Raw genomic sequence first — 26,762 nt, 5'->3', positions numbered from 1 at the left:
TTGATTTAGAGGGCGTGACGAGGGAATTCAGGCGGGAAAAATATTTTTGTTAGCGCTGAAATCACTGTGGGAGCGAGCCTGCTCGCGAAGGCGGTGGAACATTCAACGACTCGCTGTCTGATCGGACGCTTTCGCGAGCAGGCTCGCTCCCACAGGGGAATGTAGCGGGGCTTAATTCAGGCTGTCTTGCAGATGACTGCGCAGCGCTTGCAGCTCGGCCTGCAATTTCTGCAGACGTTCAAGGGTGAAGCCACTGGCGCCAAGAATGCACTGCGGCACGGTCTGCGCCTTGTCGCGCAAGGCCCGACCCGCTGCGGTCAGTTCGACAATCACCACCCGCTCATCTTCGCGACTGCGGGTGCGGCTGAGCAGGCCTTCGGCTTCCAGACGCTTGAGCAATGGCGTCAGCGATCCCGGATCGGTCAGCAGGCGTGCGCTGATTTCTCCGACAGTCAGACCGTCCTTCTCCCACAGCACCATCATCGCCAGATATTGCGGATAGGTCAGGCCCAGCGCCTGCAACAGCGGCTTGTAGACCTTGGTCATCATCAGCGAGGTCGAGTGCAGGGCGAAGCACGCCTGATTGTCGAGCAGCAGGTCGTCGCAGTTGTCGCGTTCGGAAGTCATGTCAAAGCCTTGATCGTTGATCGTTTTTTAATCTAGCGCTCGAATCTTTAAGGCGCCAGATAAATATGTCCGGCGTCAGTGCCGGGCGAATTGCCGTTGCAACGCCAGATCCCACGGCGGCACAGGGCTGAAGCGGGTTTTCAGATATTCCAGCAATAACCGACTGCGCGAATGGACCTGCTGTTCCATGCGCAGCGCGTAAATGCCGGTGGACTCCGGCGGCGGCAGGCCATTTTCGCAGAACAGTGGCACCAGTTCGCCACGCAGCAGGTATTCGCTGGCCAGCCAGGTCGGCAAGTGTGCGACGCCCAGACCCGCCGCCGCGCCACACGCCAGAGCTTCGGCATTGTTGGCGCTCAGACGTACGCGCGATGGCCGGTGCAATTGCATTTGCCCGTCCACTTCGAATTTCCAGGCAAACGGCGGCGCAAGGCCTTCCCAGTCGAGCCCGTCGTGTTCACTCAACTGCGCCGGGTGCTCGGGCACGCCACGCTGCTTGAGATAGTCAGGGCTGGCGCAGGCGACGCGGACCATGCTCGCCAATGGCGTGGCGACCAGGCGCGAGTCAGCCAACTGGCCGGTACGCAGCACCAGATCGACCTTGCCCAGGCTGCTGCCGGCCATGTCGCTGAAGCTGTCGATCAGGTGCATCTGCACATCGAGTCCCGGATACAGCAGGAGAAAATCGGCAATTACCGGCGCCAGATGTCGCCGCCCGAAAGCTGCTGGCGCATCGATGCGGATCAGACCTTCCGGCGCGCTGCTCAACGATACCGCCTCGGCGCGTGCCAGTTGCAACTCGGCGATGATCCGCCGCGCCCGTTCGGCAAAGGCCAGGCCGGCCGAAGTCGGCAGCACGGCATGGGTGCTGCGCACGAACAGCTGACTGCCGACGGCACTTTCCAGGCTGTCGATGCGCCGGGCCACGGCGGATGGTGTCAGCGGATGGCGGCGCGAAGCGGCAGAAAAGCTGCCACTCTCCAGCACATCGAGAAACAGGCCGAGCTGATCGGTCAATTGGTTGGGATTCATGGAAATCACGCTTGTGCAAAATCGGCATAGCCATTGTGCGTTGCTATGCGTTTCCCCGCTAGGCGCGAGTGCGTAGCATTGGCCGCCTGTCGTTAGAGGATTACCGTTGTGATGGATTTTCTGTTGTACCTGCTGTTCGGCGCTGCCCTTGGCACATTGGGCGGGATCTTTGGCATTGGCGGTGGCTTGATTGCGATTCCGTTGCTTGGCGTGTGGTTCGGGCTTGATCAGCAGATCGCCCAAGGCACGGCGCTGGTGATGGTGGTACCGAACGTGATGTTGGCGCTGTGGCGTTATCACCAGCGCAATCGCATCGAATTGCGCCATGCGCTGCCGCTGGCGGTGATGGGTTTCTGCTTTGCCTGGCTCGGCTCGATCTGGGCGGTGGGCATCGATGCGCAGACCATGCGCATCGGCTTTGTCGCCTTTCTGGTGGCGCTGTCGGCCTACAACCTGTTGAAGATGTTCGGCCCGCGCCCAGCGCCGACTGCCGAGATGCGCTATTCGTGGCCGTGGCTGGGCGTGCTCGGCGCCGCCTCGGGGACCATGGGCGGTCTGTTCGGCGTCGGCGGCGCCGTGGTCGCCACGCCGGTGTTGACCAGCCTGTTCGGCACCAGCCAAGTGGTTGCTCAGGGCTTGTCGCTGGCGCTGGCCCTGCCGAGCACTGGTGTAACTCTGGTGACCTACGCCGTGCACCATGAAGTCGACTGGATGATCGGTCTGCCTCTGGCGGTCGGTGGTCTGCTCAGCATCAGTTGGGGCGTGAAAGTTGCCCACGCCATGCCGGAAAAAATTCTGCGCGGGCTGTTCTGCGGCTTCCTCGTGCTGTGTGCGGTGATGCTCGCGTTTAAAGTTTGAAGCCCTCGACAATGTGTTCGGCCAGGCACTCGGTGATCGGCGACGGGTTGTTCAAGTTGCGGATCAGCATGATGCTCGCCTCGGGCAACAGCGGCAGATCTTCGGCGGCGCCAAGGATGCGCATGTCCGGGGTGATCAGGCTTTCCAGTTGCGCGGTGATCGCCAGCCCCGCGCTGACTACCGCCATCAGCGCCGACAGGCTGCTGCTGTTGTAGGCGATGCGGTAATCGCGGCCCATCGCGTCCAGCGCATTGCACGCCCACAGGCGGCAGAAACAATCACTGTTGAACATCGCCAGGGGCAGCGGCGTCTGTTCGTGGGCGCTGAAGTTCTGTGCCTCGGCCCAGACAAAGCGCTCCTTGCGCAGCAACTGGCCGATCTCGTTGCCCGGCTCACGGGTGACGATCGACAAGTCCAGATCAGTGCGCTGCAACAGTTGTTTGGTCGATTCGCAATGCACCTCGATCTGGATCAGCGGATAGAACTGCGCAAACCGCGACAGGATTCCCGGCAGAAAACGCATCACATAATCATCCGGCGTACCGATGCGAACGGTGCCGACCATGTGCGGCTCGCGCAGGGTGTTGAACACCTCACTGTGCAGTTTGAGGATGCGCCGTGCATAACCGAGCAGCACCTGGCCTTCGGCCGTCAAGCGCACCTGGCGTCCATCGCGCTCGAACAGCTGGCGCTGCAACACGTCTTCTTCCAGGCGTTTCATCTGCATGCTCACCGCCGACTGGGTGCGGTTGACCATCTCGCCGGCACGGGTGAAACCGCCCTGATCGGCAATCGCGACGAAGGTGCGCAGGACATCGGTATCGATACTGGGGTAGGCGGACAATTGATGAATCTCCGTGATGCATGCCATCAGAAACATTCGTTGGATTGATCTTAGCGCCGGCGCGAGACTTGAGCCATCCACAAAAGGAGGCAAGACGATGAAAGGTCAAAGAGAGTATGCAAGCCAAGAACAGCTGTCCGGCCACGGCCATATCGTGTCCGATCTGCTGCACAAATTCAGCCGCTGGTATGAGCTGCATCGTGAACGGGAAATGCTCGCCGGTCTGAGCGATGAGGCGCTGAAGGACATCGGCATCAGCCGCGCCGATGTCGAACACGAAACCGTGCGGCCGTTCTGGGACGACCCGATGCATAAATGATGAGGCTATCGCTACACAAACCCCTTTCAGGTGAGGTAGGTTGCGAGCAGACATGGAGGAATAAATGCCCGCGACAGTGTCCTTTTCCCTCAAACAGGCACGACGTCTGGCGCTGGCTGCCCAAGGGTTCAACGGGCGCCAGCCGCCGACCGTCAATGCCAGTCATTTGAACCGGCTGATCGAACGGCTGGGTCTGCTGCAAATCGATTCCGTCAATGCCGTGGTGCGCTCGCACTACCTGCCGCTGTTTTCCCGTCTCGGTTGCTATCCATCTGACTTGCTCGATCAGGCTGTCTGGAGTTCGGGCCGTCGGCGCACGCTGTTCGAATACTGGGGCCATGAAGCGTCGCTGTTGCCGATGTCGATGTACCCGTTGCTGCGCTGGCGCATGCAACGGGCCAAGCGTGGCGAAGACATCTATCAGCAATTGGCGAGGTTTGGTCGCGAACAACAGGAAACCATTCGCCGCGTGCTGACTGCAGTTGAGGAGCGGGGCGCGCTTGGCGCCGGCAGTCTGTCGACCCGCGAAGACAAGGCCGGGCCATGGTGGGACTGGAGTGCCGAGAAACATGCGCTGGAATGGTTGTTCGCCGCCGGTGAGGTCACAGTGGCGGGGCGACGCGGTTTCGAGCGTTTGTACGATTTGCCCGAGCGGGTGATTCCGGCAGCGATTCTGCAGCAGCCCCAACCGGGTGAGGCCGAGGCGCAACGCAGTTTACTGTTGCATGCGGCGCAAGCGTTGGGCGTTGGTACGGAAAAAGACCTGCGTGATTACTTTCGCCTGAGCCCTGCGGATGCGCGGCCGCGTCTGGCTGAACTGGTTGAGGCGGGACAATTGCAGATGTGCGAAGTCGCCGACTGGCGGCAGATCGCCTATTGCCTGCCGGAGCCCAAAGTGCCGCGCAAGGTCATTGCCAGTGCGCTGCTGTCGCCGTTCGACTCGCTGATCTGGGAGCGCAGCCGCACCGAGCGCTTGTTCGATTTTCGCTATCGCCTGGAAATCTACACACCGCAGCCCAAGCGGGTTTACGGCTATTACGTGCTGCCGTTTTTGCACAACGAGCGGATCGCCGCGCGGGTTGATCTGCGTGCCGAACGGGCGGCAGGGCAGTTGGCGGTGCATGCGGTGCATGAGGAAGAATCGGGACTGGACGAGGAGGGCATGCTGGCGCTGGCGCTGAATTTGCGGCGGATGGCGGGTTGGCTGGGGCTTGAGCGGGTGCAGTTGAATTGTCGACGGGAGAGTGCAGCTCGGCTTGGGGTGGCATTGGCGCAGATCGGGTGCGACTGAGCTGACGCCATCGCTGGCAAGCCAGACTCCCACAGGTTCTGTGCCGGATACATAAATTGCATACGACACGAACCCTGTGGGAGCGGGCTTGCCCGCGAAGAGGCCAGTTCAGGCAATAAAGAACGCCAACCTCATCGCCGAACCTGCTTCAGAGTCTCGGCAATCAAAAACGCCAATTCCAGCGACTGGTCAGCATTCATCCGTGGATCGCAGTGGGTGTGATAACGGTCGGACAAGCCATCCTCGGTAATCGGTCGGGCGCCGCCGATGCACTCGGTGACATTCTGCCCGGTCATCTCGATATGAATGCCGCCGGCATAGCTGCCTTCCGCTTCGTGCACCTGGAAGAACTGCTTCACCTCGCCAAGAATCTGCGCGAAGTCACGGGTCTTGTAGCCGCTGCTGGCCTTGATGGTGTTGCCGTGCATCGGGTCGGAGCTCCACAGCACTTGCTTGCCTTCGCGCTGGACCGCGCGGATCAGTGCCGGCAGATGATCGCCGACCTTGTTCGCACCCATCCGCGCGATCAGGTTCAAACGCCCCGGATCGTTGTCCGGGTTGAGCACGTCGATCAGGCGGATAAGATCATCAGGGTTCATGCTCGGGCCGACCTTGACGCCGATCGGGTTGTTCACCCCGCGCAGGAATTCAACGTGCGCGCCGTCGAGCTGGCGCGTGCGGTCGCCGATCCACAGCATGTGCGCCGAGCAATCGTAGTAATCGTTGGTCAGGCTGTCGCGGCGCACGAAGGCTTCTTCGTAGTTCAGCAGCAACGCTTCGTGGGCAGTGAAGAAACTGGTTTCGCGCAGTTGCGGCGAGCTGTCCATGCCGCAGGCGCGCATGAATGCCAGGGTTTCATCGATGCGGTCGGCGAGGTGGCTGTACTTCTCGGCCAACGCCGAGTTGGCGATGAAATCCAGGTTCCACTTGTGCACTTGGTGCAAGTCGGCGAAACCGCCCTGGGCGAAAGCGCGCAACAGGTTCAAGGTCGCTGTGGACTGATGATAGGACTGCAGCAAACGCTCTGGATCCGGCACGCGGCTCTTTTCGTCGAAGCCGATGCCGTTGACGATGTCGCCGCGATAGGCCGGCAGGGTCACGTCGCCGATGGTTTCGTCGTTGGCCGAACGCGGCTTGGCGAACTGACCCGCCATGCGCCCGACCTTGACCACTGGGCAACCGGCAGCGAAGGTCATGATGATCGCCATCTGCAGCAACACTTTAAAGGTGTCGCGAATCTTCGCTGCGGAGAATTCAGCGAAGCTTTCCGCGCAATCGCCGCCCTGCAACAGAAACGCGCGACCCTGAGTAACTTCGGCGAACTGGCGGCGCAGCTCGCGCGCTTCGCCGGCGAACACCAGCGGCGGATAGCTGGCCAATGTTTGCTCGACCTGGCGCAGGTGCGCGGCGTCGGGGTATTGCGGTTGTTGCTGGATCGGCAGGGCGCGCCAGCTGTCAGGGCTCCACGGTTGGCTCATCACGGTCTCGAAGTTCGTACGCAGGGAAGCGCCATGTTAGCAGCAATTAGTGCGTGACCTGCTCCCGCCCCATCGCCGACAATCGCCGCTTTGCCACGGCGCCACAGCGGTGCCATCGCGTCACCGCGCCCGGTGACCATCAGGAGACGAAATGACTGAGGAGCGCGTCGAGCATCTGCTCGCCGAAGTACAGGATGAGTTCGGCGTGATTCGCGTGCTGGAAGTGGCCGATTACCGCTTTCTCGAGTTCGGCGATGCGATCGAGCAGAGCTGCGTGTTCACTGCCGACCCGAGCTGGCTGGAGTACGACTACACCCGCGCGATGCTGATCGGCGCGCTGTGCCACGAGCAGCCGGAGAGCGCGCTGTTTCTCGGTTTGGGTGCGGGCACACTGACCCAGGCTTGCCTGAAGTTTCTGCCGCTCGAAGACGTCGAGGCCATCGAACTGCGCCCGGACGTGCCGCGCCTGGCCATCGAATATCTTGGCCTGGATGATGATCCGCGTTTGTACATCCGCGTCGGCGATGCGCTGGAATTGCTGCCGACTGCCGAGCCGGCGGATCTGATTTTCGTCGACCTCTATACCGATGTCGGTCCCGGTGTCGGGCATCTGGCCTGGAGTTTTCTCGGCGATTGTCAGAAACGCCTGAATCCGGGCGGCTGGCTGGTGATCAACCAGTGGGCCACCGACGATGGCAAGCCACTGGGCGCGGCATTGTTGCGCGGCCTCTATCACCGGCATTACTGGGAATTGCCGGTGAAGGAGGGCAACGTGATTCTGATTATCCCGGCGGATCTCGATCAGGCGCTGGACCTGCAGGCGCTGACCCAACGGGCCGAAGCGCTGGCGCCGCAGCTGGGTTATTCGTTGCAGTCGTTGATCAACGCGATTCGCCCGGCGACCTGAGCCGGCAGGACCGCCCCCTTCGCGAGCAGGCTCGCTCCCACATTTGAAATGCGTTCGACCTGTGGGAGCGAGCCTGCTCGCGAAGAGGCCCTGACAGGCAGCAGATTCTTCACACCCCTTTGAAGATCCCAGACCTCCGCTCCACCAGCGATCTCACCCCCTCCCTGGCATCTTCAGTGGCGAGCAACTTCTTCACCAGCGCCGGTAACGCCTGCGCCGCCGCTGTCTCACCCTCATAGCGCGCCTGCCGCGCTGACATCAAGGTCGCCTGCACGCCCAGCGGTGCTTGCCGGGCAATCCGTTCGGCCAGCTCGATCGCGCGGGGCAGCAAGTCTTCACTGGCCATCACTTCCTGGACCAAGCCCAGATGCAACGCATCGTGTGCATCAAACTCGTCGCCGGTGAGCAACCAGCGCATCGCATTGCCCCAGCCGGCAATCTGCTGGAAACGCAAAGTCGCCCCGCCAAACGGAAAGATCCCACGCTGCACTTCCATCTGCGCGAAGCGGGTATTGCTCGCGCACAGATTGATGTCCGCCGCCAGCATCAGCTCGATGCCGATAGTCAGGCAGTAACCCTGCGCGGCGACAATCACCGGCTTGCTTACTCGTGGTCCGACGAAAACGCCCCAGGGATCGCACCCGCCGCTCGGAACCTGCCAGCCTTCGGCCAGCGCTGCGCTGGCATTGACCAGATCAAGCCCGGCGGTGAAGTGCTCGCCGTGGCCGAACACCACGGCGACCCGCGCTTCGCGGTCGGCTTCGAACTCGCCGTAGGCCAGGCTCAGGTCGTTGAGCAGGTCGATATCGAAAGCGTTGCGCTTGGCCGCCCGATCGAGGCCGATCAAGTGCACATGACCACGACGTTCTCGGCTGACGCGGCCGGCGCAGGGCTGATTCATGGCTAAATCCTCAAGCGGGAAGGGCGGGTGCGCGGCGCTTTGCCGCAGGTCGGTGAACCGTTTAAGCGTCATCGCCCGCAGGGCCGGGCCTTTGCAAAATAGACCGTTGCGCGATTATCCGCAAAACCCCGTTACACGGCGGTGACACACGGATAAGGGCCACAAAAAAAGCTCCCTTTTCGGGCGAAATCCGGTATAGTGCGCGCCGGCCTTTAACCGGGCCGCGTTTAGGTAGCGCATTTCCCGAAGTCAGCTTCGGCTGCACGTCCGCATTGCGGGCTCTTCCTTGACGATTCATCTTCATTCATTCGTTTTCGCAAATCCCCGCCGACAAAGCTGCCAGGGCGACTCTTGAGTCTCAACACGGCATGCGCAGCTTTGGAGCATGGGTCTTTGCGGATGCACTTAGAGGCAGACCCATGACCCAGGAAACCGGCGGATTCGCCGCTTTTAATCTCAACCCGAATATTCTTGCAGCCGTCGCAGCGACTGGCTACGAAGAGCCTTCGGCGATTCAGCAGCAATCGATCCCGATCATCATGGCCGGCCAGGACATGATTGGCCAGGCGCAAACCGGTACCGGTAAAACCGCCGCGTTCGCACTGCCTATCCTGCACCGCATCGATCCTGCCAAGCGCGAACCGCAAGCCCTGATCCTGGCGCCAACCCGAGAGTTGGCGCTGCAAGTAGCAACCGCTTTTGAAACCTACGCCAAGCAAATGCCAGGCGTCACCGTTGTGGCTGTCTACGGCGGCGCGCCGATGGGCCCGCAACTCAAGGCAATCCGTAATGGCGCACAGATTGTTGTCGCTACTCCGGGTCGTCTGTGCGACCACCTGCGTCGCGACGAGAAAGTCCTGTCGACTGTGAACCATCTGGTTCTCGACGAAGCTGACGAAATGTTGAAGCTGGGCTTCATGGATGACCTGGAAGTCATCTTCAAGGCTCTGCCATCGACCCGCCAGACCGTGCTGTTCTCGGCGACCCTGCCGCAGTCGATCCGCGCCATTGCCGAACGCCATCTGCGCGATCCGCAACACGTCAAGATCCAGACCAAGACCCAGACCGTTACCGCGATCGAACAGGCTCACCTGTTGGTTCACGCTGACCAGAAAACCTCGGCCGTGCTCAGCCTGCTGGAAGTCGAAGACTTCGACGCCCTGATCATGTTCGTGCGCACCAAGCAAGCCACTCTGGACCTGGCCAGCGCCCTCGACGCCAAAGGCTACAAAGCCGCCGCGTTGAACGGTGACATCGCCCAGAACCAGCGTGAGCGCGTCATCGACTCGCTGAAAGATGGCCGTCTGGACATCGTTGTCGCCACCGACGTTGCTGCCCGTGGTCTGGACGTTCCGCGCATCACTCACGTGTTCAACGTTGACATGCCGTACGACCCGGAATCCTACGTGCACCGTATCGGCCGTACCGGCCGTGCCGGTCGCGAAGGTCGTGCACTGCTGCTGGTGACTCCACGTGAGCGCCGCATGCTGCAAGTGATCGAGCGCGTAACCGGTCAGAAAGTTGCCGAAGTACGCCTGCCAGACGCTCAAGCCGTTCTCGATGCTCGCATCAAGAAACTGACCAACAGCCTTTCGCCGCTGGTTGCTGATGCCGAATCGACTCACGGTGAGCTGCTCGACCGCCTGACCGCCGACATCGGTTGCACCCCGCGTGCTCTGGCTGCTGCGCTGCTGCGCAAAGCCACCAATGGTCAAGCGCTGAACCTGGCCGCAATCGAGAAGGAACGTCCACTGGTGCCGAACAACGCACCGCGTGGCGACCGTCCTGAGCGTTCCGGTGATCGTCCTGATCGTGGTGACCGCGAGCGTCGCGCGCCAATGCCTTTGGGCGAAGGCCGTGCTCGTTGCCGTACCGCGCTGGGTGCGCGTGACGGTATCGCTGCGAAAAACCTGCTGGGCGCCATCCTCAACGAAGGCGGTCTGGCCCGTGAAGCGATCGGTCGCATCCAGGTGCGTGACAGCTTCAGCCTCGTCGAGCTGCCGGAAGAAGGTCTGGAAAAACTCCTGACCAAACTGAAGGACACTCGCGTGGCCGGTAAGCAGCTCAAGCTGCGTCGCTACCGCGAAGATTGATCCGCCCTCGGGCTGATTGATCGAACATAAAAAATCCCCGACTGGTTCGGGGATTTTTTTTGCCTGCTCTCAAGATCAAAAGATCGCAGCCTTCGGCAGCTCCTACATTTTGGAATGTGATCCACTGTAGGAGCTGCCGAAGGCTGCGATCTTTTGCTGTTAACCGAAACGATAAATATCCATACCCAGCGCCCCCATCGTGAAACCCTGATGCGCCACGCTGAAAACCCCGCCAGCACCGCGAGCAAAGTACAGCGGCAACAAATGCTCATCACTCGGGTGACTGCGCACGGCATTCGGCGCCTGCTGGCGATAATCATGCAGCGCCGTTTCATCGTTGGCGGCAAGCTTGTCGATCATCCAGTCACGGAAATCCCGCGCCCACGGTTCAACGCTTTCCGGGCCGGCATGCCAGTCCAGCTCGCGGAGGTTGTGGGTGATGCTGCCGGAGCCGAGCAACAGAATGCCGTGTTCGCGCAGGCTCGCCAGTGCACGGCCAACTCGCGTCTGCAATGCCGGTCCGCCGCGACTCGGCAACGAGACTTGCACCACCGGAATGTCGGCCTGCGGATACATCAAAGACAGCGGCACCCAAACACCATGATCGAACGGTCGTTGCGGATCGAGCCGCGCCGGCAGGTCATTGGCGTGCAGCAGTTGAGCCACCTCGGCGGCCAGCTGCGGATTGCCCGGGGCCGGGTACTGAACTTCAAACAGCGCACGGGGGAAACCGCCGAAGTCGTGCCAGGTTTCCGGGTGCGGGTGGCTGCTGACCAGCAGTTCCTGGCTTTCCCAGTGCGCCGAGACGATGACAATGGCGTTGGGGCGCGGCAGTTGAGCGGCCAGTCGCGCCAGTGCCGGGCCGCTGGCACCGGGCTCCAGCGCCAGCATCGGTGAACCGTGGGAGATAAACAGGCTGGGCAACATGGACGGGCTCCTGAGCGCTAAGATGAACCATCTTCAGTCAGATCATCGATCTGAATCCAATATAAGTTTCTGCGGTTTTTCATCGGTTTTTCGGGAGTGATCCATGCAGCCTGAGTTTTGGTACAAGAAATGGGATTCGAACCAGATCGGCTTTCATCAGCCCGAGGCCAACCCGTATTTGCAGCGCTACTGGCCGGAGCTGGCGATTGCACCGTCGGCGCGTGTGCTGGTGCCGCTGTGCGGGAAGAGTCTGGATCTGCTCTGGCTTGCCGGGCAGGGACACCAGGTGATTGGGGTTGAGCTAGCGGAAAAGGCTGTCGAGGAGTTTTTCAGCGAACATCAGTTGCAACCGCAGATCAGCGAGCAGGGCGCATTCAAGGTTTATCGCAGTGTTGCGTTCGAATTGTGGTGCGGTGATTTTTTTGCGCTGACGGCCGAGGACGTCGCAGATTGTACTGCGCTGTATGACCGCGCCGCGCTGATTGCCTTGCCGGACGCGATGCGCCAGCGCTACGCGGCGCATTTGCAGCACTTGCTGGCGCCGGAGATGAAAGGGCTGGTGATTACCCTGGATTACGATCAGACGCAGATCCCGGGACCGCCGTTTGCGGTGAATGATGATGAGGCGCAGCGGCTGCTGGGCCAGGGTTGGCAGCTGGAGAAACTGGAAGAGCGAGATATTCTGGCTGAGAGCCCCAAGTTTCTACAGGGCGGGGTTGAGTGGTTGGTGGAGCGGGTTTATCGGGTTTCTTCCAGATAGTTTTTTATTAGCAGCTCCGGCGTCTTCGCGAGCAGGCTCGCTCCCACAGGGGAATGCGTTTCAAAGGTGGGAGCGAGCCTGCTCGCGAATGGGACTTTGCTGACAACGCATGATCTGAAGATACAAAAAAAGGCCCGCATCACTGCGGGCCTTCTTTTTTATTGCGATCAAATCAACCGCGACGACGCAGTGCGTCAATACGCTCTTCCAGCGGCGGGTGGCTCATGAACATGCGGGCGAAGCCCTGTTTGATGCCACCGTTGATGCCGAAGGCGTTCAGGGTGTCGGGCATATGCACCGGCAGGCCCTGTTCGGCGCGCAGACGTTGCAGAGCACCAATCATCGCGCTGGTACCGGCCAGGCGGGCGCCGGCTTCGTCGGCACGGAATTCGCGCTTGCGCGAGAACCACATGACGATTGCGCTGGCGAGGATGCCCAGCACCAGTTCGGCGAAGATGGTCGCCACGTAATAGGCGATGCCCTGGCCTTCTTCGTTCTTGAAGATGACCTTGTCGACGAAGTTGCCGATGATCCGCGCGAAGAACATCACGAAGGTGTTCACCACGCCCTGGATCAGAGCCAGCGTGACCATGTCGCCGTTGGCGACGTGACCGATTTCGTGGGCCAGTACGGCTTTCACTTCATCGGGCGAGAATCGCTCGAGCAGGCCCTGGCTGACCGCGACCAGCGCGTCGTTCTTGTTCCAGCCGGTAGCGAAAGCATTCGCTTCGTAGGCCGGGAAAATCCCGACTTCAGGCATCTTGATCCCGGCTTCGCGGGACAATTGCTCGACCGTTTGCAGCAGCCATTGCTCATGACGAGTGCGTGGCTGGCTGATGATTTGCGTACCGGTGCTCATCTTCGCCATCCACTTGGAGATGAACAGCGAGAACAGCGAGCCGGCGAAACCAAAGACCGCACAGAAGACCAGCAGCTGACTGAGGTCGAGGTCGACCCCGTTGGCCGCCATGAACCCGTTGAAGCCGAACAGGCTCAGGGTGATGCTGGCTATCAGCACGACCGCCAGGTTAGTGGCCAAAAACAGCAGGATGCGCATCATGGTTGTAGAACTCTCCTCAAGCTAAAGATGTAGCGTACTGCGGGGTATATAAGGTGCGGCACCGGGCTATTCAACCGAGTGACTATTTCAAACTGTGTCCTACAGCGGTTTCTTGAGGAAAAAGAAAATTCCCACCCTCGATTCCGACACGGATGACACAGCCTTTCGCCCCGCCGCCATTAGGTCAGACACGTCTGTACGGCTCGCATCGCAAGTGTAGAAGGGCTGCAAAGGCGCGGAACAAAGATGTGTTGCTGAATCAGACAGTGCGCAACAGTCAATCCGTTGCGCACTGCTGGCCATTACTGGCGGTAGGACTTGAGGAAGTTGCCGATGCGGCCGATGGCCATTTCCAGATCATCGACGCGGGGCAGGGTGACCACGCGGAAGTGATCCGGCCACGGCCAGTTGAATGCCGTGCCCTGCACCACCAGCAGCTTCTCGGAAAGCAGCAGATCAAGCACGAACTTCTCGTCGTTGTGGATCGGGCAGACCTTCGGGTCGATTTTCGGGAACGCGTACAACGCGCCCATCGGCTTCACGCAGCTGACGCCGGGAATATCGTTGAGCAACTCCCAAGTGCGATTGCGCTGCTCCAGCAGGCGACCCTGCGGCAGCACCAGATCGTTGATGCTCTGGTAGCCGCCCAGCGCGGTCTGGATTGCGTGCTGGCTCGGCACGTTGGCGCACAGGCGCATGTTGGCCAGCATGTCGATGCCTTCGATGTAGCTCTGCGCGTTGTGTTTCGGCCCGGAGATGGCGATCCAGCCGGAGCGGAAACCGGCCACGCGGTAGGATTTCGACAGGCCGTTGAACGTCAGGCAGAGCAGATCCGGCGCCAGCGAGGCAGTGCAGATATGCACGGCGTCGTCATAAAGAATCTTGTCGTAGATCTCGTCCGAGAACACCACCAGGTTGTGCGCGCGGGCGATTTCCAGCATGCCCAGCAACACTTCCTTCGAGTACACCGCACCGGTCGGGTTGTTCGGGTTGATGATCACCATGGCCTTGGTGTTCGGGGTGATCTTGGCCTTGATGTCGGCCAGATCCGGAAACCAGTCGGCGCCTTCGTCGCACAGATAATGCACGGCGTTACCGCCAGCGAGGCTGACGGCAGCGGTCCACAGCGGATAGTCCGGGGCTGGCACCAGCACTTCGTCGCCATTATTGAGCAGCGCCTGCAGCGACATCACGATCAGCTCGGAAACGCCGTTGCCCAAGTAGATGTCTTCGATGCCGACACCTTCAACCTGCTTCTGCTGGTAGTACTGCATCACCGCCTTGCGCGCGCTGAACAGGCCTTTGGAGTCGCTGTAACCTTGCGCGGTCGGCAGGTTGCGGATCACGTCCTGGAGGATTTCGTCCGGCGCTTCGAAACCAAACGGCGCCGGGTTGCCGATGTTCAGCTTGAGGATGCGCTGGCCTTCCTCTTCCAGTCGTTTGGCGTGCTTGAGCACCGGGCCGCGAATGTCATAGCAGACGTTGGCGAGCTTGTTCGATTTGCTGAACTGCATGGCGATGTGATCCCGAAAATGAACGATCCAGGCGGCAAATGGACAACCGTACTGGGATTGCTGCGTCTTCGCACAGGCGGAGGTCTGGCGCTTTAGCGCTCAGAATCCGTTTGAATGCGCCCGGTCTGGCTGCCAGACTGGCGCGTGACGAGGCGCAATCATACGTGCCGCCCGATCCGTGGAAAAGGTACAGATCGGGCTTTTTCAGCCGCTGAGGTGTGATGATGGAAAAGTTGCAGAAAACCCTGGAAGAATGGCGTGCCATGCTCGACCCCGAGCAGTACAACGTCTGCCGTCTGAGTGCCACCGAGCGTCCGTTTTCGGGCAAATACAACAACACCAAAACCGACGGTGTCTACCACTGTGTCTGCTGCAACGAGCCGCTGTTCGACTCCAAGACCAAATTCGACTCCGGCTGCGGCTGGCCGAGCTTTTACGCGCCGATCGGCGATAGCGCGATGACTGAGATCCGCGACACCAGCCACGGCATGATCCGCACCGAAGTGAAATGCGCGCGCTGTGATGCGCACTTGGGCCACGTGTTCCCGGATGGCCCACCACCGACCGGCCTGCGTTATTGCATCAACTCGGTGTGCCTGAATCTCGAGCCCCGGGAATAACCGAAACAGGCGACATCGCGTCGCCTTTTTATCGGTCAATTAGATTGCACACAATTCAATTGCTCGTTATGTTTGCGCCTTCCTGACCATTGCGGAGCCGACCCATGAGCGACAACCTGCTGAATATCCCGTGCACCACCATCAAGGGTGAGCAAAAGACCTTGGCCGATTTCGCCGGCAAAGCCGTGCTGGTGGTCAATACCGCGAGCAAGTGTGGCTTCACTCCGCAATACAAGGGCCTCGAAGAACTCTGGCAAACCTACAAGGATCAAGGGCTGGTGGTACTGGGTTTCCCGTGCAACCAGTTCGGCAAACAGGAGCCGGGCAATGAGGGCGCCATCAGCGAGTTCTGCGAACTGAATTTCGGCGTCAGCTTCCCGCTGTTCAAGAAGATCGACGTCAACGGCGCCGATGCTCATCCGCTGTTCGTGCAGTTGAAGAAGCGCGCCCCGGGCCTGCTCGGCTCGCAGGGCATCAAGTGGAATTTCACCAAGTTCCTGATCGGCAAGGATGGCCAGTTGGTCAAGCGTTTCGCCCCGACGACCAAGCCGCAGGACCTGAGCGGCGAGATCGAAGCTCTACTGAAATGAGCCTGGCGGTTGATTCGCTGAAGCTCGACAGCCAGTTGTGCTTCAAGCTGTACGCGGCCTCGCGGGCGGTGATTCGCGCCTACAAGCCGATGCTCGATCAGTTGGGCCTGACCTACCCGCAGTACCTGGCGATGCTGGTGCTGTGGGAATGGCAGGATGCTGCGCCGGAGCAACCGACGGTCAAGGCCTTGGGCGAACGTCTGGCGCTGGACTCGGGGACGTTGACTCCTCTGCTCAAGCGTCTGGAGCAGAGCGATCTGGTCCAGCGTCGGCGCTCGGCGCGGGATGAACGCGAGATGCACCTGAGCCTGACGCCTGCCGGAGCAGCACTGCGCGAGCAGGTCGGGCCACTCAAGGCGCGCCTGCTCTGCGACAGTGGCGTAGATCTCGACCGGCTCAATGATTTGCGCGCCGGCCTCGATCACTTGCTCGGGCAGATCAAAGGGCTTTCGTAGTCGGCATCCACTGATCGAGCAACGCGGCGAGTTCTTCGCGGCGAAACGGTTTGGCCAGATAGTCGCTCATGCCGGCCGCGCGGCAACGTTCGCGTTCCTCGGACATGGCATTGGCGGTCAGCGCGACAATCGGCAGATTCGGCCAGCGCCCGCTCTGGCGAATCTGCCGACTGGCTTCATAGCCATCCATCACCGGCATGTTGCAGTCCATCAGCACCAGATCGAAATCGGCAAACTCCAGCTGATCCAGCGCCTCGGCACCATGCCCCGCCACCACCACATCGCAGCCGAGCTTGCCGAGCATGCCTTTGGCGACCAGTTGATTGACCGGGTTGTCCTCGACCAGCAGCACCTTGCCCCGGCGCGCGGACGGCAAGGCATCCGCTTGTGCTTCGTTGAGGGTGGCGGCGTCCGGTTGCAGAATCCGTCGCAGATGCTGGTACAGCGCGTTGCGCGCCAGCGGCCGGGCTTGCTGCTGCAAGGGCGCGAGGGCGGCGGCTTCTTCGCTGGGCAGAAAACTGCCATAAGCAGTCACCAGCAGGATCGGCGCGGTGATGCTCGGGCGCAGACCGAACAGGCATTCCGGACAATCGGTGATCAGCACATCCGGATTCAGGCCCAGCAGCGAATCATCAATAGTGCGCTGCGTGTATTCCAGGCCCCACACCGGCAACAGGCTTTTCAGCAATTCCGCCAAGCCACTGCTGGCAGCGGTGATGGCGAGAACCTTGCCGCGTAACGGTATCGGCGGCAGCGCGCGGGTGTGAGAGGGCAGTGGCAGTTCGGCGCAGAACTGGCTGCCGAAGCCGCTTTCGGAACTGATGGTCAGCCGACCCTGCATCGCTTCGCACAGGTTGTACGTCAGCGCCAGTCCCAGCCCGGTGCCGCCGTACTGACGGGTGATACCGGCGCCGGCCTGGGTGAACGGCTGGAAGATTTTCACCTGCGCTTCCTGGGCAATGCCGATGCCGGTGTCGCAGACTTCGATGCGCACGCCGCCCTTGTGTGCCGACAGGCGCACATCGACCCGACCGAAACGGGTGAATTTCAGCGCATTCGACAGCAGGTTGCTGACGATCTGCCGCACCCGGGTCGGGTCGCCCAGCACCAGCGCCGGGAACTGCGGCTCGATCAGACAGGTCAGCTCGACGCTCGGCGCGGCGTTCTGCGAGAGCAGGTTGGCGGTGTCTTCGATCAGCGAACCGAGGTCGAAGGGGATGTTTTCCAGCTCCAGTTGCCCGGCGTCGAATTTCGACAGGTCGAGAATATCGTTGAGCAGTTCCACCAGCACCTTGCCCGAGTCGTGGGCGATCGACAGTTGTTGCTGCTGCTCGGCGTTGAGCGGGCCGTCCAGTGACAGCGCGATCATCCCCAGCAGACCATTGAGTGGTGTACGGATTTCATGGCTCATGTTGGCGAGAAACGCCGAACGCGCTTCGGCCATGTCCAGTGCAGTACGGCGTGCCACTTCCAGTTCTTCGTTGGATTGACTGAGGCGGGCGTTGATTGCCTTGAGTTCGGCGGTGCGCGCCGAGACGATGTCTTCCAGTTGCGCGAGGTATTCGGTCAGGCGGTTTTCCGCGGTGCGCCGTTGCTGGATTTCGGTGGCAATGTTTTCGAACTGCTGATTGGCGACTTTGACCAGCACGCCGATTTCATCGTTGCCATGGCCGGCGGGGCACTCAAGCGTGGTCGGCTCGGCGCTGCGCGGGTCGCGGCCGCTGAGTTCACGGATGACCCGCACCAACGGCTTGGTCAGCATCACGTAGAACAGCGCCAGGAGGATTCCGGTCAGCAGCAGGCTGCGGGCAAAACCGTTGAGCAGGGTGACTTCCGCACGGCGCAGGAAGCGGCTGCCAAAGGCGTAAGTGTCGACTTCCAGTTTGAGGACGCCGAGGGATTCGTTGGGCAAGTGATCGAGGTACAGACGGTCTTCGAAATGACGCTTGGCGCCGAACAGGAAGTCGCTGATCAGCCGATAGCTGCTTTGCAGCTCCGGGCGTTTGACGCTGGCCAGCACGGTCTCGTTGTTGTCGATCAGTTGCGCGGCGATGATCGCCGGCGAGCGCAGCAGGCCGAGCGTGAGCTCCTGCGCCAGTTCGGCGTCGATGTTATAGGCGATGCGCGAGGCCGGATTGTGGCTGATTTCCAGCAGCGCGAGGATTTCCCGGTTGATGGAAGCGTCTTCGCTGGCATAATCGATGCCGATCTGCAGCAGACTGAGCAGGGTGCCCAGAATGAACCCGACCAGCACGGTAAGCCTGGCTTGCTTGTAAGACAGCCGGTGGGTGAATTTGATATCCATGGGTTGTTGAACCACTTCCGTTTCCCTTCGCTGCTCAAGCATAGTCGATCATGCAGGGATACCGAGGTTCCCGAATCGCCTTGTAACAAGGCTTGCTGAGGCGATTTTATCTGTGTGTCGTCGCTGGATCGTCATCATCACTGTGAAAGTGCCCGAGGAGAAGACGTGGATTCCCGATTGAATGCTTTTCTTGAACGCGCCGAGTCGGTTCTGGCGCGAATCGAACCACTGTTGCCGGCACCGCGCCCTGTCATTGACTGGAACACTTGCCTGGCAGCGCGCTGGCAGCGTGACGGTCGCAGCGGCTACCTGTTGCCGCTGGAAGTCAGCCTCGACATGCGTCTGTCCGACCTGATCGGCGTCGACCGGCAGTTGGAGCAGTTGGGGCGCAACACACAACAATTTCTTGATGGCATGCCGGCCAACCACGCCTTGCTCTGGGGTTCACGCGGTACCGGCAAGTCTTCGCTGGTGCGTGCGTTGCTGGCCGAGCACGCCGGTGCCGGCCTGCGTCTGATCGAGATCGAACGCGATCACTTGGCTGACCTGCCACGCGTGGTCGAGCAAGTCGCCAAATTGCCGCAACGTTTCGTACTGTTCTGCGATGACCTGTCGTTCGAATCCGGCGAAGGCGACTACCGCGTGCTGAAAAGCGTGCTTGACGGTTCGCTCGAGCAGGCACCCGACAACGTCTTGCTGTACGCCACTTCCAACCGCCGCCACCTGGTGCCGGAAAAGGAAAGCGACAACGAAAACTGGAAGCGCGTCGACGGCGAACTGCACCCGAGCGAAGCGGTGGAAGACAAAATCGCCCTGTCGGATCGTTTCGGCCTGTGGCTGTCGTTCTACCCGTTTACCCAGGAACATTTTCTCAACGTCGTCGAGCACTGGATCGGCCAGTTGGCCGCCAAGGCCGGCCTGAGCTGGCAGCGCGACGAAGCACTGGACATCCTCGCCGTGCGCTGGGCCACCGGCCGCGGTAATCGCAACGGACGTTGCGCGTATCAATTCGCCCGCTACTGGGTGGGACTGAAATTGCTGGAGCACAAGGCATGATTGATTTGCAACAAAGCGGCCAGGGCCTCGAAGGCTACGGTATGTTGGCCGCACAACTGGAATCGCTACTGGCGGACGAACGCGACTTCATCGCCAATGCCGCGCAGTTTTCCGCGTTCCTGTTCAACCAGCTCGATGATTTGAACTGGGCCGGTTTCTACCTCAATCGTAACGAAGAGCTGGTGCTCGGCCCGTTTCAGGGCCAGATCGCTTGCGTGCGCATCCCGTTCGGGCGCGGTGTTTGCGGCGCCGCTGCTGCCAGTCTGCAAACCCAGCGCGTCGAGGATGTACATGCCTTCCCGGGCCACATTGCCTGCGACAGCGCTTCCAACAGCGAACTGGTAGTGCCTTTGGTCAAGGACGGTCGCCTGATCGGCGTGCTCGACCTCGACAGCCCGAAGCTGGCGCGTTTCGGCGCCGAAGATCAGGCCGGCATCGAGCAACTGGCGGCGATTTTCCTGCGCCTGACCGACTGCTGATCAACCGCCGAGGCCAGCCTTGTGCAACAGGCTGGCCGTATCCACGCTGTCGATTTGCGCGGGATCGAGAAACCGCGTCGCGTACTGCATGTACACCCCTTCGTTGATGAACAGGCCGAACAACGGCGCATCGATGTGCGCTTCACGGCACATGGTCGCCATGATCCCCAGCGCTTCACTCAGCGACTTGGCTTTCTTGTAAGGGCGATCGGCGGCGGTCAGCGCTTCGAAAATATCGGCAATCGCCATCATCCTGGCCGGCAGGCTCATCTCCTCGCGTTTCAGCCGTTTCGGATACCCGGTGCCGTCCATTTTTTCGTGATGGCCGCCGGCGATCTCGGCAATGCTGTCCAGGTGACCGGGGAAGGGCAGGTGGCTGAGCATCATGATCGTCTGCACCATGTGATGGTTGATGATGTAGCGCTCTTCGCGGGTCAGCGTGCCGCGGCCGATCTTCAGGTTGTACAACTCGCCGCGATTGTACTTGTACTCGGGTACATCGAGTTTGAAGCCCCAGGGATTGTCCTCGGGGATCAGTTCGCTCTTGTCGCGTTCGATCAGATGCTCGGGTTTGTCGGCCAGCAGACTTTCACTGACGGGCAGCAGCGGCGCAGGGGTTTTCGCCTGGCGGCGGTTTTCTTCCCAGGACACACCGACGCGATCATCAAGTGTGCGCAGCCATCTGCGTTGCGCCACTCGCTCGAGGCGTTGCAGATCAGCCTCGACCATGGCCTCGCCACCGAGATTGCTGCGGGCGACAAAGGCGAAGTCGTCGTCGAGCATCAGCAACTCACTATCACGGGCGCGGGCCAGCGCCGCTTCGTCTGCACCGCTTGCCAAGGTCTGCCAGTAGTTGATCCACACGTCACGCTTGAGCACTTCGAAGCGGGTGCGGATTTCATGGATGCGGTCGTTGATGGTCTCGAGCTTGGTGGCTTTGTCGACCACGTATTCCGGCGTCGTGACCTTGCCGCAATCGTGCAGCCACGCGGCGATGTGCAACGCCTCCCATTCATCCTCGCTCGGCTGGTAAGCGCTGAACGCCGGGTCCTGGCTTGCCGCAGCAGCCTGGGCGAGCATCAACGTCAGCTCCGGCACCCGCTGGCAATGGCCGCCGGTGTAGGGGCTCTTGGCGTCGATCGCGCTGGCCAGCAGTTGAATGAACGCGTCGAGCAGTTGTTTTTGCCGCGCTTGCAGACGCTGACTTTCGATGCTCACCGCCGCCGCGCCGGACACCGCCTGCAAGAAGGCAATTCGGTCAGGCCGCAGCTTTTCCAGATCACTCGGCTCACCACTGTCATTGACCAGCAGAATCAGCAGGCCGATGGTTTCATCGTGCTGGTTGTGCAGGCGGATGCCGATCAGGTGAATGCGCGGTGATTCCATGGCGAGGAGGATTTTCTGCAAGTCGCCGGCCTGATCGAAGCCCAGATGGCTGACGGTATTGTTGGCGCTGGCCAGTTGCTCGAACCACGCCGGGCCGGTGTTTTTATGCAGCTCGCGTCCCTCAATGTCGAACGCCTCCAGCTTCTGCGGCACGCCATCAATCACCAGTCCATAAGGTTCCATGCGCGCGCCGTCGGCTTCGCGCAGGTAGATCAGACCGGCCTGCGCCTGAGCAATCTGCACGGTTTCGAACAGTACGCGTTCGAGCAGCGGGGCAAAACGGGTTTCGGCGCACAGGCTGTCGGTGATGCGGAAGAAACTGCCCAGGGTTTCTTTCATCCGCGCCATCGACAGGCTCAATTGATCGACTTCCAGTACGGGCGAGCGGCGCGCCAGCGGAGAACTGAAGTCGAAGCTGCGGATCGCGTCGGCTTCCTTGACCAAGGCATGCAGCGGCTTGACCAGAATCCGCGAAATCACCCAGCCCAATGGCAGGCACAGCAACAGGATGGCCAGGGTGATCAGCGCACCTTGCCAGCGCATGCGGAACGCATCCACCAGTAATTCGTCTTCCGGCACCAGCAGCGCCAGTTGCAGACCTTTCGGCCCGCCTTCCTCGATGCCGGTGCGTGCGACGATCCATTGCCGGTCGTTTACTTGCAGACGCTTGCCGATATTGTCGGAGCTGAGCAGCGCGTTCAGCTCAGGGCTGAGATCGGCCGCTCTGGCCAGACGCGCAGTGCGGTCATCGACGATCAGGCGATAGCTGTCGGGGTAGGCCACGGCGTTGCCGTCGGTGTCGTACAACGCGATCTCTGTCGACGGCGTGACCCGGTGCTTGCCCAGGGCGGTCGACAGCGAAGCGAGGGTCAGATCGGCGCCGATCACCGCGTTCTGGCCGCTGCGCCGGGCCAGCGTGGTGCCGACATTGTGGGTCGAGAAAAATACATAGGGCTCGGTGGTGATTTGCCCGGCCTGTTGCAGGGCGTCGCTGAACCAGGTCCGGCTGCGCGGATCGTACGGCTCTTGGGGATGCTCGCGGCGGTTGATCGGTGTCAGCGCCTGATCAAAGAACAATGATTGCGAGCGTATGGCGCCTTGTGGAGCATGCTCGATGCTCCAGACTTGATAGGCCGCCGCTTCCGGCGCCTGAAGCTGTGCCTTCAGAGCCGGAGTGCGCAGCGCGCGCACCATGAAGAAATCACCATTGGTATAACCCAGATAAAGCGACGCCAGCGCCGGGTTATCGGTGAGCGACTGGCTGAAGGGTTTGAGCAAGGGCAGGCGTTGTTCCAGATCACTAGCCTGGGCTGCCGGGGTATCCGCCAGCAGGCTCAACAGGTTGCGGATCGGCTGATAGGTTGCCTGCAGATCGAGGCGTACATCCTGCTCGATGCGGTCAAACAGCTTTTCGCTGCTCGACAGGATGATCTGCGTGGTCTGGTGGTAATTGAACAGGCCCAGCACCACGCCCGTGAGCAATAAAAGAAAGGTGAACATGACGCTGATGTGCACGTGCAGCGGCAACCGGCGTTGCTCGGGGCGCAGTGGGCTGTGCATTGCAGGCTCTCCATGAATGTTTAACTCACTGCTCAGCGTCCAAGCATAGTTAAGACTCGCTCACTGTGCCTTGATCGGCCAGGGTCAATTGCTGTTGCAGAGCCTGCGCCAGTTCGAGCATCGCCTGGCTGGTTGCCGCCCAGCGACGGGCAATCTCCTGTGACGCGAGCGCTCGCTGGCAGGCGTCCTCGAGCTCATCGCAGCATTCGATCAACCGCGAGGCCTGTGCGATGCGTGCTGCGCCCTTGATCTTGTGCGCAACCACTGCCAGCGCTTCGCGATCATCCTCGGGCGACAGCCTCAGCAGTTCCTCGCGGTCGAGGCGGCTGCTCTTGAGCAGCTCCACCAACATGCGTCGGGTTTGCCCGGGATTGTTGCCGGTCAGCAGGCTCAGACTTTGCAGGTCGAAGACCGAGGCCGGTGATGCCGGCGTGATGCCGTCGATCCATTGTCCGAGCAGGGTCAGACTCAACGGTTTGAACAGGCAGTCGTCCATGCCGGCGAGCTTGCAGCGCTGGACTTCTTCGGGCTGGGCATTGGCGGTGAAACCCAGCACGGTGCACGGCGGGCGGTGGTTTTGCAGTTCAAGCTGGCGAATCCCACGGGTCATGTCATAGCCGTTCATCAAGGGCATGTTGCAGTCGACGATCACCAGATCGAAATGATCGGCCTTCCACCGCTCGAGGCCGCTGCAGCCATCTTCGGCAATGCTGAAGCGATGACCGAGAAACTCCAGTTGCTGACACATGAGCAAACGGTTGGCCGGATGGTCGTCGACTACCAGGACATGTAACGGCGTTGTCGCAGGCTTGATCAACGGTTCGCTTTTCGGCGGATTCGCCTTTGCCGGCAGGCTGTCCAGCGGCAGCGATATGCACACCTGAGTGCCGATGCCGGGCTGGCTGCTCAATTGCAGTTGTCCGCCCATCATTTCGCAAAGATTGCGACTGATGACCAGCCCGAGGCCGGCACCGTTTTTTGCCTGCCGACAGCCGTTGTCCGCCTGCGAGAACGGCTCGAACAAGCGCTGTTGATCTTCGGCGCTGATGCCTGAGCCGCTGTCCTGCACGGTCAGCTGCATCAATGTTCGACCAGCAGCGTCTGCCGGGATCAGGTCGAGGGTGATCCGCACGTGGCCGCTTTCGGTGAACTTGATGGCATTGCTGACCAGGTTGGACAGCACCTGCTTGAAGCGCAGCGGATCCAGGTGCACATCCACAGCCGGGTTCGGCGGATTGAAGACGACTTGCAAGGCAAGGTTCTTCTGCCGCGCGAGGCCGTCGAAGATGCGCGCAACGGAGGTCACCGTGTCGACCAGATTGATCCACTCCGGGGACAGGCTCAGGCGCCCGGATTCGATACGGGCAATGTCGAGAATATCGCCGATCAGCCCGAGCAGATCCTTGGCCGAATGGTAGGCCGTGTCGATCGAAGCGCGATCGGGGTGTTGCGGATCGATGCGTCGCAGGGTCAGTTCGAGCATGCCGATCACGGCGTTCATCGGTGTACGGATCTCGTGGCTCATGGTTGCCAGGAAGGTACTTTTGGCCCGGTTCGCCTCGTCTGCCTGTTCTTTGGCCGCACGCAGTTTTTCAAACAATTGGCGGCGTTCACTGATATCGATCCAGCCGCCAATGATGCCCTGGACGGCACCGCTGGAGTCGCGGTAGGGAAGTATCCAGTGGTAAATCGTCAGGCGGCGGCTGCCGATGTGCAGAGGCCGGTCGAGTATCAAGGGAATGCCTTCGGCAATGACTCTCTGGTAATCGGCCTGGAACGCCTCGGCCTCGAACGCGTTGCTCAGGGTGCCTTGCACGACGCCTTTGCCGATGATGTCCTCGCGTCTGGCGTTGAACGCTTCGAGATAACTGTCGTTGCAACTTTGCAGCAGACCCTGGCGATCTCGCACGTAAATCGGGTGTGGTGTGCCGTTAACCAGCGAGCGCATGAACTCCAGTTGATCGTTCAGCGCGCGTTCGGCAGCCTGACGTTGCTTGATCTGGTGGCGCATGTAGGCGTTCCAGGTCAGTAACAGCAGCAGGATCAGGCCGGCGGCCGCGACTACTTGATAGAACAGCCGCTGATAGTTTTGCCAGATGTTCTGGGAGGCGGTGGAGTAACCGCGCCAGCGACCGTTGATCACGCCGAGCTCCTCGGGAGCGATGCTCAGAAGCGCCTTGTTGATGATCGAGGCCAGTTCGGTGTTGTCACGGGCGGTCGCCAGCGAAAAGGCCGCCTGACTGGTGCCGATGGTGGTGGTGATTTGCAGTGGCCGATCGAATATGCGCGATGAGATGAAATAGTTGGCGATCACCAGCGAGTTCACCGCGCCGTCGACATGGTTGTCGGCCAGCATCGACACGGCGCTGAAGGTGTCGGGGGTTTCGATCAGTTCGATGCCCGGAAAATTCTCATGCAAGTAGGCGACCAGCGGATTGCCTTGGGCGATCGCCAGACGCTTGCCTTTGAGTTGGGCCAGGTTGGTCGGGCTGTCGGCGCTTTTGCGGGTCAGCAGCACGTAGGAATTTTCCAGATAGGGACGACTGAAACTCAGGTTTTTTTCACGTTCGGCGCTGGGCAGCAGGGCGGCAATCAGATCGGCCTTGTGATTGTCGATCTGCCTGATCATTTCCGCATCGTTGCGACTGCGCTGGATTTCGAAACGCAGGCCGGTACGCAAGCGAATCAGTTCGAGAAGATCGGCACTGATGCCGCGAAAATTTCCGGCGCTGTCGAAGAAGGTCAGCGGTGCGTACGCCTCATTGACCACTACGCTGACGACGGGATGCTGCTTGAGCCAGCTCTCCTCACGATCCGTCAGCTGGAGTTTACTGTCGGTGAGCAGCAGGTCGCTGCCGGCGCTCCAGCGTTTGGCGATGTCATCGCGCTGGCTGCGCGGGATCGCTGCGAGCACTGTGTCGATGATGCCCAGCAACTGCGGATTGCTGCGCCGCACGGCGAAGCTGAAGCCATGGGCTTCCTGCTTGCCGAAGTTGGCCATGCGAACGTTGTTGAGATAGCCCTTGTTGATCATGTAATGGGTGGAGAGGGTGTCGCCGAGAAACACATCGGCCTGGTCGAAGGCCACCGCGTTGATTGCGTTCTGATAGGACGGATAGCAGGTGATCAGCGCTTTGGGATACAGCGCCTTGATCTCCGGCAGCGGCAAATAGTGATACACCATGCTCAGGCGCAGGCCGGCGAGGCCTTCGGTCAGCGAGCGGGTTTCATCTTCGCGGGTCACCAGTACCGGCTGATCGACCGCGTAAGGTGTGGAGAGCGCGAGGTTGGCATTGCCTGCTTCGTAGCCGTTGGCTGTGCCAAGCAGGTCGATCTGGCCATCGATCAAGGCGCGAATTGCAGCCTCGCGCGAGGGAAAGCGTTGCACGCGAATCGGCAAACCGGTGGCCTGACCGAGAATCCCTGCGTAATCGGCGGTCAGTCCCTCGTAGTCCCGGCCACTGACGGTCATGTCGAATGGCGGGTAATCAGGTGCGGAGGTACCCAGTTTCAGTTCGCTGCGAGTCTGTAGCCATTGCCGTTGTGACGGTTGCAGGACAATCCCGACAGCCTCGGTTGCCGAGCGGCTGAGCAACGCATAGTCGGGTGAGGGGCTTGGCGAGGCGAAGGCATTGGCGCTCAGATACAGAACGGCGCTCAAGGTGATCAGGTAGTCCTTCAGACGGCTGGGCATGTGGGG

Annotated in this window: 22 protein-coding genes; 11 read left to right on the top strand and 11 right to left on the bottom strand. The window is 60.8% G+C overall.

Translation table 11 applies throughout. From position 1 onward, the window contains the following. Positions 1–171: 171 nt before the first annotated feature. Both FEE99_RS23620 and FEE99_RS23615 read right to left on the bottom strand, forming a co-directional pair. A complete protein-coding gene (locus tag FEE99_RS23620) occupies positions 172–627 on the bottom strand; it encodes a MarR family winged helix-turn-helix transcriptional regulator (RefSeq protein ID WP_041478418.1) in 456 nt (151 codons plus the stop codon). A 75-nt stretch (positions 628–702) separates the two neighbouring features. Further along, on the bottom strand, positions 703–1,659 hold the full coding sequence (locus tag FEE99_RS23615; protein ID WP_016770867.1) for a LysR substrate-binding domain-containing protein: 957 nt from the start codon (positions 1,657–1,659) through the stop codon (positions 703–705). Positions 1,660–1,770: 111 nt separating this feature from the next. On the opposite strand from FEE99_RS23615, the gene FEE99_RS23610 reads away from it, so the two are divergent. Beyond that, positions 1,771–2,517 carry a sulfite exporter TauE/SafE family protein gene (locus tag FEE99_RS23610; RefSeq protein WP_221264894.1) on the top strand — a complete coding sequence of 249 codons (747 nt, stop codon included), beginning with the start codon at positions 1,771–1,773 and terminating at the stop codon, positions 2,515–2,517. Here FEE99_RS23610 and FEE99_RS23605 read toward each other — a convergent pair. Continuing rightward, positions 2,507–3,361, bottom strand: coding sequence for a LysR substrate-binding domain-containing protein (locus FEE99_RS23605; protein WP_174823892.1), 855 nt, complete (start codon positions 3,359–3,361; stop codon positions 2,507–2,509). The two genes, FEE99_RS23610 and FEE99_RS23605, sit on opposite strands and share 11 nt — an antisense overlap. 97 nt (positions 3,362–3,458) lie before the next feature. Between FEE99_RS23605 and FEE99_RS23600 the strand changes: the two genes are divergently transcribed. Both FEE99_RS23600 and FEE99_RS23595 read left to right on the top strand, forming a co-directional pair. Further along, positions 3,459–3,680, top strand: a complete 222-nt coding sequence (locus FEE99_RS23600; RefSeq protein ID WP_016770864.1) for a DUF1127 domain-containing protein — start codon at positions 3,459–3,461, stop codon at positions 3,678–3,680. A 64-nt stretch (positions 3,681–3,744) separates the two neighbouring features. Beyond that, positions 3,745–4,971, top strand: coding sequence for a winged helix-turn-helix domain-containing protein (locus FEE99_RS23595; RefSeq protein ID WP_041478420.1), 1,227 nt, complete (start codon positions 3,745–3,747; stop codon positions 4,969–4,971). Between the two features lie 131 nt (positions 4,972–5,102). Here the strand turns inward: FEE99_RS23595 and FEE99_RS23590 are convergent, their stop codons facing one another. Next, positions 5,103–6,449, bottom strand: a complete 1,347-nt coding sequence (locus FEE99_RS23590) for a class II 3-deoxy-7-phosphoheptulonate synthase (protein ID WP_041478422.1) — start codon at positions 6,447–6,449, stop codon at positions 5,103–5,105. A 151-nt stretch (positions 6,450–6,600) separates the two neighbouring features. Between FEE99_RS23590 and FEE99_RS23585 the strand changes: the two genes are divergently transcribed. After that, on the top strand, positions 6,601–7,356 hold the full coding sequence (locus tag FEE99_RS23585) for a spermidine synthase (RefSeq protein ID WP_041478424.1): 756 nt from the start codon (positions 6,601–6,603) through the stop codon (positions 7,354–7,356). Between the two features lie 109 nt (positions 7,357–7,465). Here the strand turns inward: FEE99_RS23585 and FEE99_RS23580 are convergent, their stop codons facing one another. Beyond that, positions 7,466–8,257 carry a crotonase/enoyl-CoA hydratase family protein gene (locus FEE99_RS23580; protein WP_041478426.1) on the bottom strand — a complete coding sequence of 264 codons (792 nt, stop codon included), beginning with the start codon at positions 8,255–8,257 and terminating at the stop codon, positions 7,466–7,468. Between the two features lie 419 nt (positions 8,258–8,676). On the opposite strand from FEE99_RS23580, the gene FEE99_RS23575 reads away from it, so the two are divergent. Continuing rightward, the gene (locus tag FEE99_RS23575) at positions 8,677–10,350 is read left to right on the top strand and encodes a DEAD/DEAH box helicase (protein WP_016770859.1); all 1,674 of its coding nucleotides are present in this window, start codon (positions 8,677–8,679) and stop codon (positions 10,348–10,350) included. Positions 10,351–10,509: 159 nt separating this feature from the next. On the opposite strand, the gene FEE99_RS23570 is transcribed toward FEE99_RS23575, so the two are convergent. Then, complete coding sequence (locus tag FEE99_RS23570) at positions 10,510–11,277, bottom strand: DODA-type extradiol aromatic ring-opening family dioxygenase (RefSeq protein WP_041478427.1); 768 nt, start codon at positions 11,275–11,277, stop codon at positions 10,510–10,512. A 103-nt stretch (positions 11,278–11,380) separates the two neighbouring features. On the opposite strand from FEE99_RS23570, the gene FEE99_RS23565 reads away from it, so the two are divergent. Continuing rightward, positions 11,381–12,037, top strand: a complete 657-nt coding sequence (locus tag FEE99_RS23565) for a thiopurine S-methyltransferase (protein ID WP_041478428.1) — start codon at positions 11,381–11,383, stop codon at positions 12,035–12,037. 172 nt (positions 12,038–12,209) lie between these two features. Here FEE99_RS23565 and htpX read toward each other — a convergent pair whose 3' ends face one another. Continuing rightward, complete coding sequence (gene htpX, locus FEE99_RS23560; RefSeq protein WP_007908619.1) at positions 12,210–13,097, bottom strand: protease HtpX; 888 nt, start codon at positions 13,095–13,097, stop codon at positions 12,210–12,212. Positions 13,098–13,399: 302 nt separating this feature from the next. Beyond that, positions 13,400–14,611 carry a pyridoxal phosphate-dependent aminotransferase gene (locus FEE99_RS23555; protein ID WP_016770856.1) on the bottom strand — a complete coding sequence of 404 codons (1,212 nt, stop codon included), beginning with the start codon at positions 14,609–14,611 and terminating at the stop codon, positions 13,400–13,402. A 224-nt stretch (positions 14,612–14,835) separates the two neighbouring features. Here FEE99_RS23555 and msrB point away from each other — a divergent pair, with 224 nt between their 5' ends. The 3 genes from msrB to FEE99_RS23540 all read left to right on the top strand — a co-directional run bounded on the left by msrB (position 14,836) and on the right by FEE99_RS23540 (position 16,276). Continuing rightward, entirely contained in the window at positions 14,836–15,231 is a 396-nt protein-coding gene (gene msrB, locus FEE99_RS23550; RefSeq protein ID WP_041478500.1) for a peptide-methionine (R)-S-oxide reductase MsrB, read from the top strand. Between the two features lie 104 nt (positions 15,232–15,335). Then, on the top strand, positions 15,336–15,821 hold the full coding sequence (locus FEE99_RS23545) for a glutathione peroxidase (protein ID WP_016770854.1): 486 nt from the start codon (positions 15,336–15,338) through the stop codon (positions 15,819–15,821). After that, complete coding sequence (locus FEE99_RS23540) at positions 15,818–16,276, top strand: MarR family winged helix-turn-helix transcriptional regulator (protein ID WP_041478429.1); 459 nt, start codon at positions 15,818–15,820, stop codon at positions 16,274–16,276. The genes FEE99_RS23545 and FEE99_RS23540 overlap by 4 nt, the downstream gene beginning before the upstream one ends. Here the strand turns inward: FEE99_RS23540 and FEE99_RS23535 are convergent. Beyond that, positions 16,260–18,581 (bottom strand): hybrid sensor histidine kinase/response regulator, encoded by a 2,322-nt coding sequence (locus FEE99_RS23535; protein ID WP_041478430.1) that lies wholly within the window; start codon positions 18,579–18,581, stop codon positions 16,260–16,262. The genes FEE99_RS23540 and FEE99_RS23535 overlap by 17 nt on opposite strands. A 165-nt stretch (positions 18,582–18,746) precedes the next feature. Between FEE99_RS23535 and FEE99_RS23530 the strand changes: the two genes are divergently transcribed. Together FEE99_RS23530 and FEE99_RS23525 are read left to right on the top strand one after the other, a co-directional pair. Further along, a complete protein-coding gene (locus tag FEE99_RS23530) occupies positions 18,747–19,637 on the top strand; it encodes an ATP-binding protein (protein ID WP_041478431.1) in 891 nt (296 codons plus the stop codon). Continuing rightward, on the top strand, positions 19,634–20,116 hold the full coding sequence (locus FEE99_RS23525) for a GAF domain-containing protein (RefSeq protein WP_016770850.1): 483 nt from the start codon (positions 19,634–19,636) through the stop codon (positions 20,114–20,116). The genes FEE99_RS23530 and FEE99_RS23525 overlap by 4 nt, the downstream gene beginning before the upstream one ends. Here the strand turns inward: FEE99_RS23525 and FEE99_RS23520 are convergent, their stop codons facing one another. Then, a complete protein-coding gene (locus FEE99_RS23520; protein ID WP_041478432.1) occupies positions 20,117–23,062 on the bottom strand; it encodes an HD domain-containing phosphohydrolase in 2,946 nt (981 codons plus the stop codon). Positions 23,063–23,111: 49 nt separating this feature from the next. Further along, entirely contained in the window at positions 23,112–26,756 is a 3,645-nt protein-coding gene (locus FEE99_RS23515; RefSeq protein ID WP_041478433.1) for a transporter substrate-binding domain-containing protein, read from the bottom strand. Between the last annotated feature and the right edge of the window lie 6 nt (positions 26,757–26,762).

Source organism: Pseudomonas sp. ef1, assembly GCF_007293365.2.
Lineage (GTDB): Bacteria > Pseudomonadota > Gammaproteobacteria > Pseudomonadales > Pseudomonadaceae > Aquipseudomonas > Aquipseudomonas siliginis.
Note: the sequence above shows the minus strand (reverse complement) of the source record. Positions and strands in the feature narration are given on the sequence as shown.